Annotated in this window: 16 protein-coding genes and 1 tRNA gene; 12 read left to right on the plus strand and 5 right to left on the minus strand. The window is 68.7% G+C overall.

Annotated elements, in window-relative coordinates; genetic code table 11:
* The first annotated feature begins 15 nt into the window (after positions 1-15).
* Genes nuoL through BLR90_RS05635 form a run of 4 tightly spaced genes read left to right on the plus strand, consistent with a single transcriptional unit; the run spans position 16 to position 6,099 of the window.
* Positions 16-1,947, plus strand: coding sequence for an NADH-quinone oxidoreductase subunit L (nuoL, locus tag BLR90_RS05620; protein ID WP_091023432.1), 1,932 nt, complete (start codon positions 16-18; stop codon positions 1,945-1,947).
* A complete protein-coding gene (locus BLR90_RS05625) occupies positions 1,944-3,485 on the plus strand; it encodes an NADH-quinone oxidoreductase subunit M (RefSeq protein WP_091023434.1) in 1,542 nt (513 codons plus the stop codon). Before nuoL ends, BLR90_RS05625 begins: the two co-directional genes overlap by 4 nt.
* Complete coding sequence (gene nuoN, locus BLR90_RS05630; protein ID WP_091023435.1) at positions 3,485-5,074, plus strand: NADH-quinone oxidoreductase subunit NuoN; 1,590 nt, start codon at positions 3,485-3,487, stop codon at positions 5,072-5,074. The genes BLR90_RS05625 and nuoN overlap by 1 nt, the downstream gene beginning before the upstream one ends.
* A 5-nt stretch (positions 5,075-5,079) precedes the next feature.
* Positions 5,080-6,099 carry a polyprenyl synthetase family protein gene (locus tag BLR90_RS05635; RefSeq protein WP_371863153.1) on the plus strand — a complete coding sequence of 340 codons (1,020 nt, stop codon included), beginning with the start codon at positions 5,080-5,082 and terminating at the stop codon, positions 6,097-6,099.
* Positions 6,100-6,103: 4 nt separating this feature from the next.
* Here the strand turns inward: BLR90_RS05635 and rarD are convergent, their stop codons facing one another.
* Positions 6,104-7,015 (minus strand): EamA family transporter RarD, encoded by a 912-nt coding sequence (rarD, locus tag BLR90_RS05640; protein ID WP_218029371.1) that lies wholly within the window; start codon positions 7,013-7,015, stop codon positions 6,104-6,106.
* A gap of 23 nt (positions 7,016-7,038) precedes the next feature.
* Here rarD and BLR90_RS05645 point away from each other — a divergent pair, with 23 nt between their 5' ends.
* Positions 7,039-7,440 (plus strand): hypothetical protein, encoded by a 402-nt coding sequence (locus BLR90_RS05645; RefSeq protein WP_091023437.1) that lies wholly within the window; start codon positions 7,039-7,041, stop codon positions 7,438-7,440.
* A gap of 60 nt (positions 7,441-7,500) precedes the next feature.
* Positions 7,501-7,896 (plus strand): hypothetical protein, encoded by a 396-nt coding sequence (locus tag BLR90_RS05650; RefSeq protein ID WP_091023439.1) that lies wholly within the window; start codon positions 7,501-7,503, stop codon positions 7,894-7,896.
* A gap of 68 nt (positions 7,897-7,964) precedes the next feature.
* Here the strand turns inward: BLR90_RS05650 and BLR90_RS05655 are convergent, their stop codons facing one another.
* Both BLR90_RS05655 and BLR90_RS05660 read right to left on the minus strand, forming a co-directional pair.
* Complete coding sequence (locus BLR90_RS05655; protein WP_174812361.1) at positions 7,965-9,059, minus strand: 2-oxoacid:ferredoxin oxidoreductase subunit beta; 1,095 nt, start codon at positions 9,057-9,059, stop codon at positions 7,965-7,967.
* Positions 9,056-11,008: a 2-oxoacid:acceptor oxidoreductase subunit alpha gene (locus tag BLR90_RS05660; RefSeq protein WP_091023441.1), complete on the minus strand. Its 1,953-nt coding sequence runs from the start codon at positions 11,006-11,008 to the stop codon at positions 9,056-9,058. The genes BLR90_RS05655 and BLR90_RS05660 overlap by 4 nt, the downstream gene beginning before the upstream one ends.
* Before the next feature lie 277 nt (positions 11,009-11,285).
* Between BLR90_RS05660 and BLR90_RS05665 the strand changes: the two genes are divergently transcribed.
* The 4 genes from BLR90_RS05665 to BLR90_RS05680 are packed head-to-tail and all read left to right on the plus strand — an operon-like array spanning position 11,286 to position 15,012.
* On the plus strand, positions 11,286-12,326 hold the full coding sequence (locus BLR90_RS05665; RefSeq protein ID WP_091023443.1) for a sulfate ABC transporter substrate-binding protein: 1,041 nt from the start codon (positions 11,286-11,288) through the stop codon (positions 12,324-12,326).
* Complete coding sequence (gene cysT, locus BLR90_RS05670) at positions 12,323-13,204, plus strand: sulfate ABC transporter permease subunit CysT (protein WP_091023445.1); 882 nt, start codon at positions 12,323-12,325, stop codon at positions 13,202-13,204. The genes BLR90_RS05665 and cysT overlap by 4 nt, the downstream gene beginning before the upstream one ends.
* Positions 13,197-14,006, plus strand: coding sequence for a sulfate ABC transporter permease (locus tag BLR90_RS05675; RefSeq protein ID WP_091023447.1), 810 nt, complete (start codon positions 13,197-13,199; stop codon positions 14,004-14,006). The genes cysT and BLR90_RS05675 overlap by 8 nt, the downstream gene beginning before the upstream one ends.
* 34 nt (positions 14,007-14,040) lie before the next feature.
* The gene (locus BLR90_RS05680) at positions 14,041-15,012 is read left to right on the plus strand and encodes a sulfate/molybdate ABC transporter ATP-binding protein (protein ID WP_091023449.1); all 972 of its coding nucleotides are present in this window, start codon (positions 14,041-14,043) and stop codon (positions 15,010-15,012) included.
* Here the strand turns inward: BLR90_RS05680 and BLR90_RS05685 are convergent, their stop codons facing one another.
* Positions 15,013-15,480, minus strand: coding sequence for an SRPBCC domain-containing protein (locus BLR90_RS05685; protein WP_091023451.1), 468 nt, complete (start codon positions 15,478-15,480; stop codon positions 15,013-15,015).
* The gene (locus BLR90_RS05690) at positions 15,477-15,968 is read right to left on the minus strand and encodes a YajQ family cyclic di-GMP-binding protein (RefSeq protein ID WP_091023453.1); all 492 of its coding nucleotides are present in this window, start codon (positions 15,966-15,968) and stop codon (positions 15,477-15,479) included. Before BLR90_RS05690 ends, BLR90_RS05685 begins: the two co-directional genes overlap by 4 nt.
* 103 nt (positions 15,969-16,071) lie before the next feature.
* Here BLR90_RS05690 and BLR90_RS05695 point away from each other — a divergent pair.
* Both BLR90_RS05695 and BLR90_RS05700 read left to right on the plus strand, forming a co-directional pair.
* Positions 16,072-16,154, plus strand: a tRNA-Tyr gene (locus BLR90_RS05695).
* A 283-nt stretch (positions 16,155-16,437) separates the two neighbouring features.
* On the plus strand, positions 16,438-17,988 hold the full coding sequence (locus tag BLR90_RS05700) for a sensor histidine kinase (protein ID WP_170254265.1): 1,551 nt from the start codon (positions 16,438-16,440) through the stop codon (positions 17,986-17,988).
* Positions 17,989-18,028 lie beyond the last annotated feature (40 nt).

The raw sequence follows: 18,028 nt of genomic DNA on the forward strand, positions 1-18,028 counted from the left end.
AGGGCCACGTCCCAGATGTATGCACTGACTGAGTCCGCCCACATCCCGGTGGTCGACCCCTCGTCCGCTGACGGGGTCTTCTCCCTGATGTGGCTCGTGATCGCGCTGCCCCTGGCAGGTGCCGCACTGCTGCTGCTCGGCGGCCGGCTGACCGACCGTTGGGGTCACCTCCTCGGCACGGCCACCTCCGCCGGCTCGTTCGTGGTGAGCCTGCTGCTGTTCTTCCAGCTGCTCGGCCGGGAGGAGGGCGACCGCCAGATCAGCCAGGAGCTCTACACCTGGATCCACGTTGGCGACCTCGACGTCGGCATGGACCTGCTCTACGACCCGCTGTCGGCGCTCTTCCTGCTGCTGATCACGGGCGTGGGCACGCTGATCCACGTCTACTCGATCGGCTACATGTCGCACGACCCGCGGCGCCGCCGGTTCTTCGGCTACCTCAACCTGTTCGTGGCCGCGATGCTAATGCTGGTCATGTCCGAGAACTACGTCGGCCTGTTCCTCGGCTGGGAGGGCGTCGGCCTCGCCTCCTACCTGCTGATCGGCTTCTGGCAGCACAAGCCCACGGCCGCGGCCGCGGCCAAGAAGGCCTTCGTGATGAACCGGATCGGCGACACGGGCATGGCCCTGGCGATCTTCCTGTTCTTCGTCACCTTCGGCACCACCAGCTTCTCCGGGATCAGCGAGGTCGCTTCCGGCGCCTCCGACAACACCCTCAACGCGCTCGGCCTGCTCCTCCTGCTCGGGGCCTGCGGCAAGTCCGCCCAGGTGCCGCTCCAGGCGTGGCTGCTGGACGCCATGGAGGGCCCGACTCCGGTCTCGGCCCTGATCCACGCGGCCACCATGGTGACCGCAGGGGTCTACCTCATCGTGCGGTCCAACTTCGTCTTCGAGCTCGCCCCGGCGGCGCAGACCATGGTGGTCATCGTCGCCGCGGTCACGCTCCTGTGGGGTGCGGTCCTCGGTTGCGCCAAGGACGACATCAAGAAGGCCCTGGCCGGCTCCACGATGAGCCAGATCGGCTACATGATGCTCGCCGCCGGCCTCGGCACGGCGGGCTACGCGTTTGCGATCTTCCACCTGCTCACGCACGGCTTCTTCAAGGCCAACATGTTCCTCGGCGCCGGCTCGGTCATGCACGGCATGAACGACGACGTCGACATGCGCCGCTACGGCGCCGTACTGCACGCGATGCCGGTGACGTTCCTGACCTTCTCAATGGGATATCTCGCCATCATCGGCTTCCCGGGCTTCTCCGGGTTCTGGTCGAAGGACAAGATCATCGAGGTCGCGCTCACCGAGAACTGGATCGTCGGCCTCGCCGCCCTGCTCGGCGCAGGCATCACGGGCTTCTACATGACCCGGCTGATGCTGATGACGTTCTTCACCAACAAGCGCTGGAAGGAGGACGTGCACCCGCACGAGTCGCCCTCGGTGATGACCGTGCCGCTGATCGTCCTGGCCGCGCTGTCCGTGCTGGCCGGCGTCCTCCTTCTCGGCGACTGGATCGTCGACTGGCTCGCGCCGGTGGTGGGTCACGCCGAGCACCACGAGCCGCCGCTGCCCGCGCTCGTCATCACCGGCATCGTCGTGCTCGTCGTCGCGACGGGTGTCGCCGCGGCCTGGTTCCTGGTCGGCAAGCGCGAGATCGCGCTGACGCCGCCCCAGGACGTCTCGTTCGCCACCCGCGCCGCGCGTGCCGACCTCTACGGCGACGCGATCAACGAGGGGCTCGTGGTCACCCCCGGGCGCCACCTGGTGAGCGGACTGCTCACCTTCGACCGCTCCGGTGCCGACGGGTTCTTCACCGGTGGCGCCTCCGCGGTCGCCGCCATCGGCGGTCAGCTACGGAAGGTCCAGAACGGTTACGTGCGCTCCTATGCCCTCTCAGTCCTCGCCGGTGTCCTTCTGGTCGTCGTCGCCCTCTTGGTGGTGAACCTCGCATGAGTGACTTCCCCTGGCTGACTCTCCTGATCGCGGCTCCACTGATCGGCGCCCTGGTCGTGGCCTTCGCCCCCAGCGGCGTCACCAAGGTGACCGCGGTCGGCTTCTCCCTGCTCACCCTCGCCCTGGGCGTGGCCGTCGCCGTGCAGTACGACGTCGACGGCGGCATGCAGCTCGAGGAGCAGCACACCTGGATCGAGGCCTTCGGCGTCAACTACGCCCTGGGTGTCGACGGGCTGGGCCTGCTGATGGTCCTGCTGACCGCCGTCCTGGTCCCGATCGTCCTGGCCGCCGGCTGGTTCGACGGCGACGACGGCAACACCAAGGCGTTCTTCGCGTGGGCCCTGGCCCTCGAGGGGCTCTCGCTCGCGGTGTTCATGGCGACCGACGTGTTCCTCTTCTACGTCGTCTTCGAGGCGACGCTGATCCCGGCCTACTTCCTCATCGGCGGCTTCGGCCGCGACGGTCGCGGTGCCGCCGCGGTGAAGTTCCTGATGTTCCAGCTCGCCGGCGGCCTGGTGCTGCTCGCGTCGGTGGTCGGCCTCTACGTCGTCTCCGCCCAGCAGGGCGAGCCGTCCTACCTGCTCTCCGACCTGGCCGGGCTCGACATCTCCACCGACGCCGGGCGCTGGCTCTTCGCCGGCTTCTTCATCGCCTTCGCGGTGAAGGCGCCGCTGTTCCCGCTGCACACCTGGCTGGCCGACACGACCGAGAAGGCGACCCCCGGCACCAGCGTGCTGCTGGTGTGCGTGCTCGACAAGATCGGCACGTTCGGCATGCTGCGCTTCTGCCTGGGCCTGTTCCCCGAGGCGTCGCAGTGGGCGACGCCGCTGGTCATGGTGCTGGCGCTCATCTCGATCGTCTACGGCGCGCTCGTCGCGATCGGCCAGGACGACGTCCTGCGCCTGATCGGTCTCACCTCGCTGAGCCACTTCGGCTTCATCACGATCGGCGTCTTCGCCCTCAGCAGCCAGGGCGGCTCCGGCGCGATCCTCTACATGGTCAACCACGGCATCGGCACCGCAGCGCTGTTCCTGCTCGCCGGCTACCTGATCCGCCGCAGCGGCACCAGCCTGATCAGCCAGATGGGCGGGCTCGAGAAGGTCACCCCGGTCCTGGCCGGGCTGTTCCTCGTCGCCGGTCTCGCCACCCTCGGCCTGCCCGGCCTGAGCCCCTTCATCTCCGAGTTCCTGGTGCTCATGTCGGCCTTCGACTACGCCTGGTACGTCGGCGCGGTGGCGGTGAGCGGCATCGTGCTCGCCGCGATCTACGTGCTCTGGATGTACCAACGGGTGATGAGCGGGCCCACCCCGCCAGGGGTCGAGTCCACCCCGGACCTCGACCGGCGTGAGATCGGGGCGATCGCCCCGCTGATGCTGGCCCTGGTGCTGTTCGGCTTCTACCCGCAGCCACTGCTCGACGTCGCCAACCCGACCATCGACTCCCTCATGGAGTACGCCGGGGTCGCCGACGACGAGGTCGACGTACCCGCCGGGTCCGACCCTGAGCATGCCGACACCGAGGAAGGGGGCGACCACTGATGGAGTTCGTCAAGCCCACCATCGAGTACGCCGAGCTGTGGCCGATCCTGGTCGTCTTCGGCGCCGCCTGCCTCGGCGTGGTCGTGGAGGCGTTCCTGCCCCGCGAGCGTCGCCACCTGACCCAGGTGATCCTGGCCGGAGCGGGCCTCGTGGCCGCGCTGGTCGGCACCGTGATCGTCGGCACCGGTCTCACCTCCCTCGGCGACGGTGCCGCCCGCGGCCTGATCGGGGGCGAAGGCACGCTGGTCATCGACGGCCCGACCGTCTACCTCTGGGGCCTCGTGCTGGTCTTCGCGATCGGCGGCGTGGCGCTCTTCGCCGAGCGACGCCTCGAGGGCGGGGTCTCCGCGTTCAGCGGCCAGGCGGCCGCGCTGCCCGGCACCGAGGCCGAGCGCCAGGCGTCGGCCCGCGGTCTCGACCACACCGAGGTGTACCCGCTGCTGATGTTCGCGGTCGGCGGCATGATGCTGTTCCCCGCCTCCAACGACCTGCTGACGATGTTCGTCGCGCTCGAGGTCCTCTCGCTGCCGCTCTACCTGCTGTGCGGGCTCGCCCGCCGGCGCCGGCTGCTGAGCCAGGAGGCGGCGCTCAAGTACTTCCTGCTCGGTGCGTTCTCCTCGGCCTTCTTCCTCTACGGCGTCGCGCTGGTCTACGGCTTCGCGGGCTCGATGCAGTTCGCGGAGATCAACGAGGCCGTGCGCAACGACGTCGACAACGAGGCGATGCTCCTCATCGGCATGGGCATGATCGCGGTCGGCCTGCTGTTCAAGGTCGGCGCGGCGCCCTTCCAGTCCTGGACGCCCGACGTCTACCAGGGTGCGCCCACCGCCGTGACGGCGTTCATGGCCGCCTGCACCAAGGTCGCCGCCTTCGGCGCGATGCTGCGGCTTTTCTACGTGGCCTTCGGCTCCGACCGCTGGAGCTGGCAGCCGATGATGTGGGTGGTCGCCATCCTGACCATGCTGGTCGGGGCCGTGCTGGCCATCGTCCAGACCGACGTCAAGCGGATGCTCGCCTACTCCTCGGTCTCCCACACCGGCTTCGTGCTGACCGGCGTCCTCGGCGTGCAGGCCTCCAGCGAGCTCGCTGAGGGTCAGGTCTCCTCGCTCGTGGCGGTGCTCTTCTACCTGACGACCTACGGGTTCTCGGTGGTCGGTGCGTTCGCGGTCGTCACCCTGGTGCGCGACTCGGCCGGTGAGGCCACGGCCTTCCCGCGGTGGGCCGGACTCGGTCGCCGCTCGCCGCTGGTGGCGGGAGCGTTCGCGTTCTTCCTGCTGTCCATGGCCGGCATCCCGCTGACCTCGGGCTTCGTCGGCAAGTGGGCGGTCTTCACGGTCGCCATGTCGGCCGGTGCCTGGCCGGTGGTGCTGGTGGCCATCGTCGCGAGCATCGCGGCGGTCTACTTCTACATCCGCCACATCCGGCTGATGTTCTTCACCGAGCCCGAGGGCGACGTCGCCGCGGTCACCCGGTCGTCGCCGCTGACCTCCGTCACGATCGGCGTGTGCGTCCTCGCGACGTTCGTGCTCGGCATCGTGCCGGGGCCCGTGCTCGACCTGGCGACCAATGCGGGAGACTTCATCAGGTGAGCTCGATCCCGCCTCCCTCGATCCCAGCCAGCGTGGCTGATCTCGCGCTGCCGATCACCGACGAGGGGCTGGCCCGACGCCTGCGCGAGCGCATGGCGCTCGTCGAGGAAGCGCTGTTCGAGCACGCGCAGAGCCGGGCTCCCTACGTCACTGAGGCCGCGCGCCACCTGCTCGCCGCCGGCGGCAAGCGGTTCCGGCCTCTCCTGGTGCTGCTGGCCGCGGAGGCCGGCGACCGGGCGGGGTCCGACGAGGTCATCACCGCGGCCTGCGTCGTCGAGATCACCCACGTGGGCTCGCTCTACCACGACGACGTGATGGACGAGGCCTCGCTGCGCCGCGGTGCCGACTCCGCCAACTCGCGCTTCGACAACCACGTCGCGATCCTGACCGGCGACTTCCTGTTCGCGAAGTCGTCGGAGCTGACGGCCCGTCTCGGGGCCGACGCTGTCCGCATCCAGGCCGAGACGTTCACCCGCCTGGTCGAGGGCCAGATCCTCGAGACGGTCAAGCCCGGCGCCGACGCCGACCCGCTCCACCACTACCTCGACGTCGTGGCCGGCAAGACCGGCTCGCTGATCGCCACTTCGGCCCGCTACGGCGCCCGCTTCGGCGGCGCCGGCACCGAGATCGAGGAGGCGCTGACGGCGTACGGCGAGATCGTCGGCTCGGCCTTCCAGCTCTCCGACGACATACTCGACGTGGCCTCCGAGGCCGACGAGTCCGGCAAGACTCCCGGGACTGACCTGCGCGAAGGGGTCCCGACCCTGCCGGTGCTCCTGGCGCGGACGTCGACCGACCCCGCCGACGCCCGGCTGCTCGAGCTGCTCGACAGCGACCTCACCGACGACGCCCGGCACGCCGAGGCGCTCGACCTCCTGCGCAAGCATCCGGCGATGGACGAGGCGCGCGCCTACGTCGTGGCCCAGGCCCAGGAGGCCAAGGCCCTGCTCGACGTGCTGCCGTCCGGCCCCGTACGCAGCGCCCTCGAGGCCTTCGCCGACGTCGTGGCGGTCCGCTCGACCTGACCGGTCAATGCGCCGGCGCGCACTCGACGGTGAGCGCCAGCTGGCGGCGTCGGTGCCGCAGCGCGTCGGTGGTGAAGACCACCAGGGCGACCCAGACGAGCGCGAAACCGCCCCAGCGCCCGGCGGGCATGTCCTCGCCGAGCCAGAAGACGCCGAGCGCGAACTGCAGGATCGGCGCGAGGTACTGCAGCAGACCGAGCGTCACCAGCGGCACCCTGATCGCGGCCGCCCCGAAGCAGAGGAGGGGGATCGCCGTGACGATGCCGGTCGTGGTCAGCAGCAGCGCGTGGCCGACACCGTGCGCGCCGAAGTCGGCATCGCCGGTGGTGGCCAGCCAGCCGACGTACACGAAGGCGACCGGGGCGATCAGCATGGTCTCGAACGTGAGCCCCTCGACGGCCGGGACGTCGGCGGTCTTCTTGGCCAGGCCGTAGATGCCGAAGGACAGGGCGAGGACCAGCGCCACCCAGGGCGGGCGGCCGTAGTCCCAGGTGAGCACGAGGACCGCGACCAGGCCGATCCCCATGGCCACCCACTGCGCGCGGCGCAGCCGCTCCCCGAGGATGAAGACCCCCATCAGCACGGTGACCAGGGGGTTGATGAAGTAGCCGAGCGAGGTCTCCACGACGCGGTCGTTGTTGACGCCCCAGATGTAGGTCGCCCAGTTGATCGTGACGCTCAGCGCCGAGACCACCAGCAGCGCCAGCACCCGCCGGTCGCGGGCCAGGGCACGCACCCGGCCGGACCGGCGCAGGACCACGACGACCAGCCCCATCGTGAGCATCGACCAGAGGATCCGGTGCGCCAGGATCTCGAGGGCGCCGGCGGGCTCGAGCAGTGGCCAGTAGAGCGGGAAGGCGCCCCAGAGGAGGTAGGCGGCGACCCCGAGAAGCAGCCCCTTCCTCGTCTCCAGCACCTGCCGAGCATAGGGTGACGGCCATGTGGATGAGGCACCTGGTCGGAGCCACCGTGGTGGCCCTGCTGCTCGGGTTGGCGGCCCCGGCAGGTACGGCGTCAGCGGCGGCCGAGGACAACCGGCTCCGCGACTGGGCCAAGCGGGCCGACGGCAGCCACTACCTCGTCGGCCGGGTCTCGCCCGACGGTGCCGAGCGGTGGGTCTACTACCAGCGCAAGCTCTGCGCGACCTGCCGCTGGAAGTCCTACGCCAAGCAGCTCACCGACGGATCCGGGCGCTTTCAGGTCCGGATCGCCTTCCCTCGCAAGGCGAAACCCGTCTGGCGCTACCGCGGCTACGTGCCGGCCACGGCCGAGCATCCACGCGACGAGGGCCGCGTGTGGCTGGCCTGTGCCCGGGTGGTGTGCCAATTCTCGAGTGTTTAGGCGGGGCCTGGCAGGGATAGGTTCTGGGGGCGTCATCCCCAACTTCTAGGAGATCTCCCCATGCGGTCGTCCCGCCTCATCGCCATTCTGGTCGCGCTGGTCTTCGCGGCGCTGGCCCCCATGTCCTCTGCGCAGGCCACCACCACCGACAGCGTCTACGCCAAGGCGCGCGTCGCTCACACGATCAAGCACCTCCAGGCGGCCGAGATTCGTCAGAGCGGCCGCTTCTTCGTCAAGGGCCAGGTCACCACCTACCCCAACAAGTTCGTTAAGCTCCACAAGAAGAAGTGCGACAAGTGCGCGTGGAAGCCGCTCAAGCAGACCAAGACCAGCGGTGCGGGCAGCTTCCGCATGGAGTTCGACGGTCCGCGCGGCTCCTGCTACCGCCTCTTCGTGCCGGGCACGGCGAAGTACAAGCCGGCCTACCGTCCGGTCGGCTGCATCATCGCCGGCTGACCCAGCCCCAGCACTGATCCACGAAGGGCCCCGCCGAACGGCGGGGCCCTTTCGTGTGTGCTGTCGTCCTAGACGACGGTCCAGGTGTCGCCGCCGTTGATCAGCGCGGTGAGCCGGTCGCCGGGCTCGCCGGGAGCGGCCTCGCGTGAGGTCGCGATCTGGGCGCGGGCCTGGTCGTCGTACGTCGGCCGCTCGACCTGGCGGAAGATCCCGATCGGCGACTGGTTGAGGTAGCCGGAGTCGGTGAGCCGGCTGATCGCGAACGCCGTCGACGGGTCGGGGTTGTGGGCGTCGTGGACGAGCAGTGCCCCCTCGGCCACGTCACTGGTCGCGACGATCTTGACGCCACCGGTCTGCGCGTCGCGGATCAGGCCCTTGGACCCTTCGACGCCGAAGTGGATCGGCTCGCCGTGGACCAGCGGGATGATCGCGTCGGCCTTGGTGTCGTTGTTCTTGATCGCGTCGAACGCGCCGTCGTTGAAGATCGGGCAGTTCTGGTAGATCTCGACGAACGAGGTGCCGCGGTGGGCGGCGGCCGCGGAGAGCACGGAGGTGAGGTGCTTGCGGTCGGAGTCGATGGTGCGGGCGACGAACGAGCCCTCGGCGCCCAGCGCCAGCGAGACCGGGTTGAACGGGTGGTCCAGCGACCCCATCGGGGTCGACTTGGTGATCTTGCCGGTCTCGGAGGTGGGGGAGTACTGGCCCTTGGTGAGGCCGTAGATCCGGTTGTTGAACAGCAGGATCGTCATGTTGACGTTGCGGCGCAGCGCGTGGATCAGGTGGTTGCCGCCGATGGAGAGCGCATCGCCGTCGCCGGTGACGACCCACACCGAGAGGTCCTCGCGGGCGGTGGCGATGCCGGTCGCGATCGAGGGCGCACGCCCGTGGATCGAGTGCATGCCGTAGGTGTCGAGGTAGTAGGGGAAGCGGCTCGAGCAGCCGATGCCGGAGACGAAGACGATGTTCTCGCGGCGCAGCCCGAGCTGGGGCAGGAAGCCCTGGACCGCCTTGAGGACGGCGTAGTCACCGCAGCCGGGGCACCAGCGGACCTCCTGGTCGGAGGTGTATTCCTTACCGGTCTGGGGCTCGCTGTTGGTGGGGACGAGCTCGACGCCGGAACGCACGCCGGGGAAGGGGAGCTCGGCAGTCGTGGGGGTGGTCACTGGGATGCCTCCTGAGGTGTCAGGTCGACCTCGATGCCCTCGGCGTCGGCCACGAGTGCGCCGATCGCGTCGGCGAGAACGGCGGCCTTGATCGGCATGCCGTTGACCTGGTTGTAGCCGATGGCGTCGACGAGGTATTTGCCGCGCAGCAGCAGCGAGAGCTGGCCGAGGTTCATCTCGGGCACGAGCACCTTGTCGTAGCGGGCGAGGATCTCGCCGAGGTCGTTGGGGAAGGGGTTGAGGTGGCGCAGGTGGACCTGCGCCACGTGGTAACCGGCCTTGCGCACGCGTCGGCAGCCGGCCCCGATCGGGCCGTAGGTCGAGCCCCAACCGATCACGAGCACCTTGGCCCGGCCGCTGGGGTCGTCGATCTCGAGCGGGGGCAGCGAGTCGGCGATCCGGTCGACCTTGGCCTGGCGGGTGCGGACCATGAGGTCGTGGTTGGCGGGGTCGTAGGAGATGTTGCCGTGGCCCTCACCCTTCTCGAGGCCGCCGATGCGGTGCTCCAGGCCCGGGGTGCCGGGGATGGCCCACGGCCGCGCCAAGGTCTCCTCGTCGCGCAGGTAGGGCCAGAAGTCGCGCTCCTCGGCCGTCTCGGTGCCGTCGTCGGCGGTGCCGGCGGGCGTCACGACGTGGTTGGTCGCGGTCGCGAAGTTCGGGTCGATCAGCGGCAGGTCGTCGATGTCGGGGATCTGCCAGGGCTCCGAGCCGTTGGCGAGGTAGCCGTCGGAGAGCAGCATCACCGGGGTGCGGTAGGTGATCGCGATCCGGGCCGCCTCGACGGCGGCACCGAAGCAGTCGCCGGGCGACTGCGGCGCCACGATCGGGACCGGGGCCTCGCCGTTGCGCCCGAACATCGCCTGGAGCAGGTCGGCCTGCTCGGTCTTGGTCGGCAGCCCGGTGGAGGGACCGCCGCGCTGGACGTCGATGACCAGGAGCGGGAGCTCGGTCATCACGGCCAGGCCGATCGCCTCGGACTTGAGCGCGATCCCGGGGCCGGAGGTCGTGGTGACGCCGAGGTGGCCGGCGAAGGAGGCTCCGATGGCGGCGCCCACGCCCGCGATCTCGTCCTCGGCCTGGAGCGTGGTCACGCCGAACGACTTGTGCTTCGACAGCTCGTGGAGGATGTCGGAGGCCGGGGTGATCGGGTAGGACCCGAGGAAGATCGGCAGCCCGGAGCGCACGCCGGCGGCCACCAGGCCGTAGGACAGGGCGAGGTTGCCGGTGATGTTGCGGTAGGTGCCCGCCGACATCGGGGCCGGCTTGATCTCGTACTGGACCACGAAGGTCTCGGTGGTCTCACCGAAGTTCCAGCCGGCCTTGAACGCCGTGATGTTGGCGTCGCGGATGTCGGGGACCTTCGCGAAGCGCTTGGTCAGGAACGCGACCGTGGACTCGGTGGGGCGGCCGTACATCCAGGAGAGCAGGCCGAGGGCGAACATGTTCTTGGCGCGGGCGGCGTCCTTGCGCGAGAGCCCGAACTCCTTGACCGCCTCGACCGTCATCCCGGTCAGGTCGAGGGGGAACACGTTGAACTCGCCCAGCACGTCGTTCGCGTCGCCGAGGAAGTCGAGCGGGTTGGCGTCGTAGCCGGCCTTGGCCAGGTTGCGCCCGGTGAAGTCATGGGTGTCGACGATGATCTGCGCGCCCTTGGGCAGGTCGCCCAGGTTGGCCTTGAGGGCCGCGGGGTTCATCGCCACGAGTACGTCGGGTGCGTCACCCGCCGTGAGGATGTCGTGGTCGGCGAAGTGCACCTGGAACGAGCTCACGCCGGGGAGCGTGCCCTGAGGCGCCCGGATCTCGGCGGGGAAGTTGGGCAGGGTCACGAGGTCGTTGCCGAACACCGCGGACTCCTGGGTGAACCGGTCACCCGTCAGCTGCATGCCGTCACCGGAGTCACCCGCGAACCGGATGATCACGCGGTCGAGCTGCTTGACCTGCTTTGACACCTTGCCACCTTCGTCGTCACGACTGTCTCTGCCCCGTGGATCGTACTCGGCGCAGCGCGAGAACTGGAACACGTTTCAGTTTTTGACGTAACCCCTTCGCGCCCACCCACGATAGTCCGCCTCCCGGCGCCCCGGCCGCCGTCTCCCCGTCTGGACCAGTGAGCCGCGACACGCCTGCTCAATTCGCATTTACTTACTTAATATGACTACTCTACTCGACATTAAGCAGTAATGATCCCTGGCGACCCACGCGGGGCACCGAACAGAGAGAGATGCGATGAAGAAGACGATCAAGGCCGCGGTGGCCGCTTCGGTCACCGGGGTGCTGGCCTTGACCGGGTGCTCTACTTCGGGTGGTAGCGACTCCGGCGAGACGATCAACGTGAATGCGTTCTCCGTGATGGAGGCGGCCAATGTGCCCGTCCTCGAGGACTTCGAGGGCACCGACGACGGTGCCGATGTCACCTTCAAGACGTCGTACGGCGCCTCGGGTGACCAGAGCCGTGGCGTCGTGGACGGCGCGCCCGCCGACGTCGTCCACTACTCGCTGGAGACCGACGTGACCCGCCTGGTCGGCGAGGGTCTCGTGGCCGAGGACTGGAAGGACAATGCCACCAACGGCATCGCCACCTCCTCGGTCGTCGTCTTCGTGGTCCGCAAGGGCAACCCCGAGGGCATCGAGACGTGGGACGACATCGTCGAGTCCGGCGTCGAGATCATCACGCCCAACCCCGGCTCGTCCGGCTCCGCCCGCTGGAACATCCTCGCGGCGTGGGCCCACGTCACCGGCAACGGTGGCACCGAGGCAGAGGCGCGTGAGTTCGTCGCCAAGCTGCTGAACAACACCATCGCCCTCCCGGGCAGCGGCCGTGAGGCGACTACCGCCTTCACCGACGGCTCCGGCGACGTGCTCCTCTCCTACGAGAACGAGGCGATCCTGGCCCGGCAGAACGACGCGGACGTCGACTACATCGTCCCGCCGGACACGCTGCTCATCGAGAACCCCGCCGCGGTCACCACCGACGCGGGTGACGCGGCCAAGGCGTTCCTCGAGTTCATGACCTCCCCCGAGGCTCAGGCCGACTACGCCCAGTCGGGCTTCCGGCCGGTCGTTGACGGCGTCGAGATCGAGGACGTCGACGGGGCCAACGACCCCGCGGACCCGTTCCCGACGGTCGAGCAGCTCTGGACCATCGACGACACCTTCAACGGGTGGGCCGAGGCCGCCGACAAGTACTTCGGTGACGGTGAAGAGGGCAACCCCCTCGGCATCATCACCGAGCTGCAGCAGACGACCGGTCAGGTCGGCGAGGAATGACCTCCGCCCTGATCGGGGCGACGACTCACGCAGCCGGGCCGGCGTCCCCTGAGGGACGCCGGCCGCGGCGCGTTCGTCGGTCGACACCACGCAACACCCTGACCCGAGGTGCCGGACTCGGCCTGGGCATCGCGATGCTCTGGTTCAGCCTGCTGGTCCTGATCCCGCTGGCCGCGGTCATCGCCGCGGCCGGCGAGGGCGGCTGGGACGGCTACTTCCAGGTCCTCCGCAACGACCAGACGTGGGCTGCCGTGACGCTCACCGTGGGTCAGGCCGGGATCGTGGCTCTCGTCAACATCGTGATCGGCACCGTCATCGCCTGGGTGCTGGTGCGTGACCAGTTCTGGGGCAAGCGGCTGCTCGACGTGATCATCGACGTGCCGTTCGCGCTGCCGACCATCGTCGCCGGCCTGGTGCTGCTCTCGCTCTACGGTCCCAACAGTCCACTCGGCGTGCACTGGGCCTTCACCGAGCATGCCGTCACGTTGGCGCTCGCCTTCGTGACCCTGCCGTTCGTCGTGCGCACGGTGCAGCCGGTCCTGGAGGAGCTCGAGGCCGACGTCGAGGAGGCGGCCGCCTCGCTCGGCGCCAACCGGAGCACGATCCTGCGTCGGATCATCCTGCCGAGCCTGGCGCCGGCCATCGCGGCCGGTGCCGCGCTGTCGTTCGCCCGGGCGATCTCCGAGTACGGCTCGCTGGTGCTGCTCAGCGGCAACCGGCCGTTCGAGACCGAGGTGGTCTCGGTGCGGGTGCTGACGTTCATCGAGAACGGCAGCACGGGCTCGGCCGCCGCGTTGGCGTCGGTCATGCTCGTCGTGGCCCTGGTCGTCATCGTGACCCTCGACATCGTCCAGCGACGGGTGGCCCGCCGTGGTTGACGTCTCGCTCCCCGCCAAGTGGCTGCTGCGCATCGTCGCCGTCGGCTACGTCTTCTTCTTGGTCGCGTGGCCCGTGGGGCTCGTGGTCCAGCACACGTTCGACGCCGGCCTGGACAACCTCACCGAGGCGTTGTCCGACGAGCAGGTCGCCGGCGCGTTGCAGCTCACGGTGATGGTCGCCGTGTGGGCGGTCGTCATCAACCTGGTCTTCGGGGTCGGCATCTCGCTGCTGCTGGTGCGCTTCGAGTTCCCCGGCAAGCGGGTCCTCTCCGCGCTGATCGACCTGCCGCTCTCGGTCTCACCGGTCGTCGTCGGCCTCGCGCTGCTGCTGGTCTACAACGGCCGAGACGGATGGATCGGACCCACCGCCGAGAGCCGTGGGTTCCAGATCATCTTCGACTCGCCAGGCATGATCATGGCCACCTGTTTCGTCGCCCTTCCGTTGGTCATCCGGGAGGTGGTCCCGGTGCTCCACGAGATCGGGGACGACCAGGAGCAGGCCGCCCGGAGCCTGGGTGCCAACGCCCGGCAGACGTTCTTGCGGATCACGCTGCCCGGCATCAAGTGGGCCGTCGTCTACGGGGTCGTGCTGAGCCTCGCGCGCAGCCTCGGAGAGTTTGGCGCCGTCAAGATCGTCTCGGGCAACATCACAGGGCAGACCCAGACAGCGACCCTCGTCGTGGAGTCGAAGTACCAGAGCTTCGAGCAGCAGACGGCGTACGCCACGTCGTTCCTGCTGATCCTGGTGAGCATCGCCTGCCTGGTCGTCGTCGCCTTCCTGCGCCCCAAGCGCACCCACTGACACGCCCCGACCCAGAGACTGAAGGACAACCCTCATGAGCATCGAAGTACAGAACGTCACCAAGAAGTTCGGGGACTTCGTCGCCCTCGACGACGTCTCCGTGTCCCTGCCCACCGGCCAGCTGACCGCCCTGCTCGGCCCCTCAGGCGGCGGCAAGTCGACCCTCCTGCGGATCATCGCCGGCCTCGACACCGCCGACAGCGGCACGATCAACATCGAAGGCACCGACGCCACCCGGCTGCCGGCGCAGAAGCGTGGCGTCGGCTTCGTCTTCCAGCACTACGCGGTCTTCAAGCACATGACCGTGGCCAAGAACGTCGCGTTCGGGCTGGAGATCCGCAAGCGCCCCAAGGCCGAGATCGAGCACCGCGTCGAGCAGCTGCTCGAGCTGGTCCACCTCTCGCAGTTCTCGCACCGGCTGCCCTCGCAGCTCTCGGGCGGCCAGCGCCAGCGGATGGCGCTGGCGCGTGCGCTCGCGGTGGAGCCCAAGGTGCTGCTGCTCGACGAGCCGTTCGGCGCCCTGGACGCCAAGGTGCGCAAGGAGCTGCGCGAGTGGCTGCGCCGGCTGCACGACGAGGTGCACGTGACCACGGTCTTCGTGACCCACGACCAGGAGGAGGCCCTCGAGGTCGCCGACGAGATCGTGGTGATCAACGAGGGCCGGGTGGAGCAGATCGGCACGCCCGACCAGCTCTACGACGAGCCGGCCAACGACTTCGTCATGGGTTTCCTCGGCGAGGTCACCCAGCTCGGCAGCATCCAGCTGAGGCCCCACGACATCGAGCTCTCGACCGCGCCCGGCCTGGCCGGCGCCATCTCGGGCGAGGTCACCCGCTGCCTGCGGGTCGGCTTCGAGGTGCGGCTCGTGGTGCGCACCGAGGGCGGCGACGTGACCGTCGTACTCACCCGGACGCACGCTCGTTCGCTGGAGATCGCGGAGGGCAGCCGGGTCTGGCTCACCGCGGCGTCGGGCGCCACCACGGTGCCGGCGATGGTGGCCGTCTGATCAGGAGGTCGCGAGCGACTCGGCTCGCTGCTTGAGCCCGGCGGCGTGGCGGCGGAAGCCGTCGGCCACCCGACCCGGTCCGGCGAGCCGGACCAACGGCCCGGAGAACAGCTCGACCGTGTCGTACGTCGTGGGGCCACCCGCGCGCTGGGAGAGCTCCTGGTGCCGGGTGCCCCGGACCAGGCCGAGCCGGGCCGGCCAGCCCTCGAAGACGTAGGACAGCCGTGCCGTGGTGACGTCGCCGGCGGTGGCCGGCGGCTCGATCGCGACGATCCGCTCGGGGGAGCGCGTCGCGCGACCGTTGGCCCACCGCACGTGGAGCACGATCGGGTTGCCCACCGCCGGCGGGGCGGGGGTCTCGACGCGCTCCACGAACGGGTTCCACTCGCCGTACGACGAGGTGTCGAGCATGACCTGCCAGACGACCTCGAGCGGAGCGTCGATGTCGATGCTGGCGTGTGGGTTCACCGGTAGTTGGTGAACTGCACCGCGAAGTCCCACTCCTCGCCGCGGACCAGGGCCTGGACCGCCTGGAGGTCGTCGCGCTTCTTGGACGACACCCGCAGCTCGTCGCCCTGGATCTGGGCCTTGACGCCTTTGGGGCCCTCGTCGCGGATCAGCTTGGAGATCTTCTTGGCGTCCTCCGAGGAGATGCCCTCCTTGAGCGCGATCCCGATCTTGGAGACCACACCGGACTGGCGCGGGTCGGAGGCGTCGATCACCTTGAGGCTGACGTCGCGCTTGATCAGCTTGCCCTTGAAGACGTCGAGGACCGCGGTCGCGCGGTCGTCGGCCGAGGCGGTGATCTCGATCGCCTCGTCGCCCTGCCACTCGATGGTGGCGCCGGTGCCCTTGAAGTCGAAGCGGGTCGCGATCTCGCGGGCCGTCTGCCCGAGCGCGTTGTCGACCTCCTGCCGGTCGTACTTGCTCACGATGTCGAAGGACGAGTCGCCCATCTGGCTCACCTGCTCCTGGTCTGTGCGTTTTTCGTTCGCGGTTGTCGCTGCGCTATTGTTTCGCCTCGTTGCCGACCGGCCAAACGCTGGTCGTGAAACACCCGGCAGGTTGCCCGAGCGGCCAATGGGAACGGACTGTAAATCCGTCGGCTTATGCCTACGCAGGTTCGAATCCTGCACCTGCCACGGGACAGAGGTCCCGCACAGTTCACTGTGCGGGACCTTCTGGATTGCGCAACCAGGTCGGTGTGGCATCTGCGCGGCGTTTTGCGCGGTGACCTGCGGAACCCTCGGCGGCGGGTGGTTGTCGGACCCGCTCGAACGTCTTTCCGAGCAGCCCATGAGCAGGCTGAACGTAGAGTGCGTAACCCAGCGACCCAGGTCGCTTCGAGGCAGGTGCTGTAAGCCCCCAGGGAGCCCTCCGCGCTTTGAGAACCACCCACTCTGCTTTGCTCCGGAAGGGAAACGAATGGTCAGCGCCGACCCGTCGAACTTCGACACCGTTCGCTTCCAGGCCGCGCTGCTTGATTCTGTTGGCGAGGCCGTGATCGCTACGGACGTCAGCGGGATCGTCATCTACTGGAACCGGGCCGCCGAGCGGCTGTATGGCTGGACGGCGCAGGAGGCGGTGGGGCAGCCCATCTTCGAGCTCACCCCGGCGCCGCAGTCCGAAGAGGAAGCCACAGCGGTCTTCGCTGAGCTCACAGCGGGCCGCAACTGGTCGGGGGAGTTCGTGGTATGCCATCGGGACGGCCGTGCCTTCCCGGTCCACGTGACGGACACACCCGTCCTCGACGCCGACGGCACCCTGGAGGCCATCATTGGCATTTCCACCGACATCACCGAGCGCAAGCGGGCCGAGCAGGCCGTGCACCACCTGTCGGCAATCGTCGAGTCGAGCAACGACGCGATCATCAGCGAGTCTCTGGACGGCACGATTGTCAGCTGGAACAGCGGCGCGGAGAGGTTGTTCGGCTATGCCGCCGCCGAGGTCGCCGGCCAACACATCCACATCTTGGCGCACAGCCACGCCACCGAGGAGGAAATCACCGATCTCTATCGCAGGGTCGCGCTGGGAGAGCTGGTTCAGGGTCTGGAGACCGTCCGACGCCATAAGGACGGCAGCCTCGTTGACGTCTCGCTCACCCTCTCGCCCGTCTACGACGACACCGGGTCCATGAGTGGATTCTCGGCGATCCTCAGGGACGACTCCGCGCGCAAGAAGGCCGAGCGTGCGCTCAAGCGTCAGGCGGACCTGCTGGTCTCAAGGCTCGCCAAGGAAGCGGAGGCCTCCGAACGGCTTCGAGAGCTGGACCGGATCAAGGACGACCTCGTCGCTACCGTGAGCCATGAGTTGCGCACGCCGCTCACCAGCATCTTGGGATATGGCGAGCTCCTCACGGGCGAGGAGGCCGGCGCGCTCACCGCGCAGCAACGCCAGTGGGCCGAGGCAATCGACCGCAACGGCGATCGACTGCTCGCCCTGGTCGACAACTTGCTGACTGTCTCCACCATCGACGCAGGGAAGCTGACGTTCGACTCGTCTCCGGTTGACCTCAGGGACGTGATCTCATCTGCCCGCCGAGCCCTACAGCTCCGGATCGACGAGCGGCACCTGACAACTCGCTTCCACCTGCCCACGATCCCGATCATCGTTCAGGGTGATGCGGGTCAGCTCGAACAGGTGGTGTTCAACCTGGTGGGCAACGCGCTGAAGTTCACCGAAGACGGCGGCACCGTGGAGTGCGCCCTGGACATCGAAGGCGCGCAGGCCAGGCTCACCGTGAGCGATGACGGTATCGGCATACCCGAGAACGAGCAGCGCGGGCTGTTCACGAGGTTCTTCCGCTCCACCACGGCCACGGACCGTGCGATCCCGGGCACCGGGCTGGGGCTGAGCATCGCCTCCTCGATCGTGAGGAGCCACGGCGGTGACATCTCGGTCGTGTCGGCTCCTGGCCGAGGCACCCGGGTGCGGGTTGGCCTTCCGACGGTGGGCCCGCACGTTGCCAGGCGCTGACGACCGTGACCTGAGCCTGAGGCGAGGAAGAGTCAGATCA

The organism is Nocardioides szechwanensis (assembly GCF_900103935.1).
In the GTDB taxonomy this organism is placed as follows: Bacteria; Actinomycetota; Actinomycetes; order Propionibacteriales; family Nocardioidaceae; genus Nocardioides; species Nocardioides szechwanensis.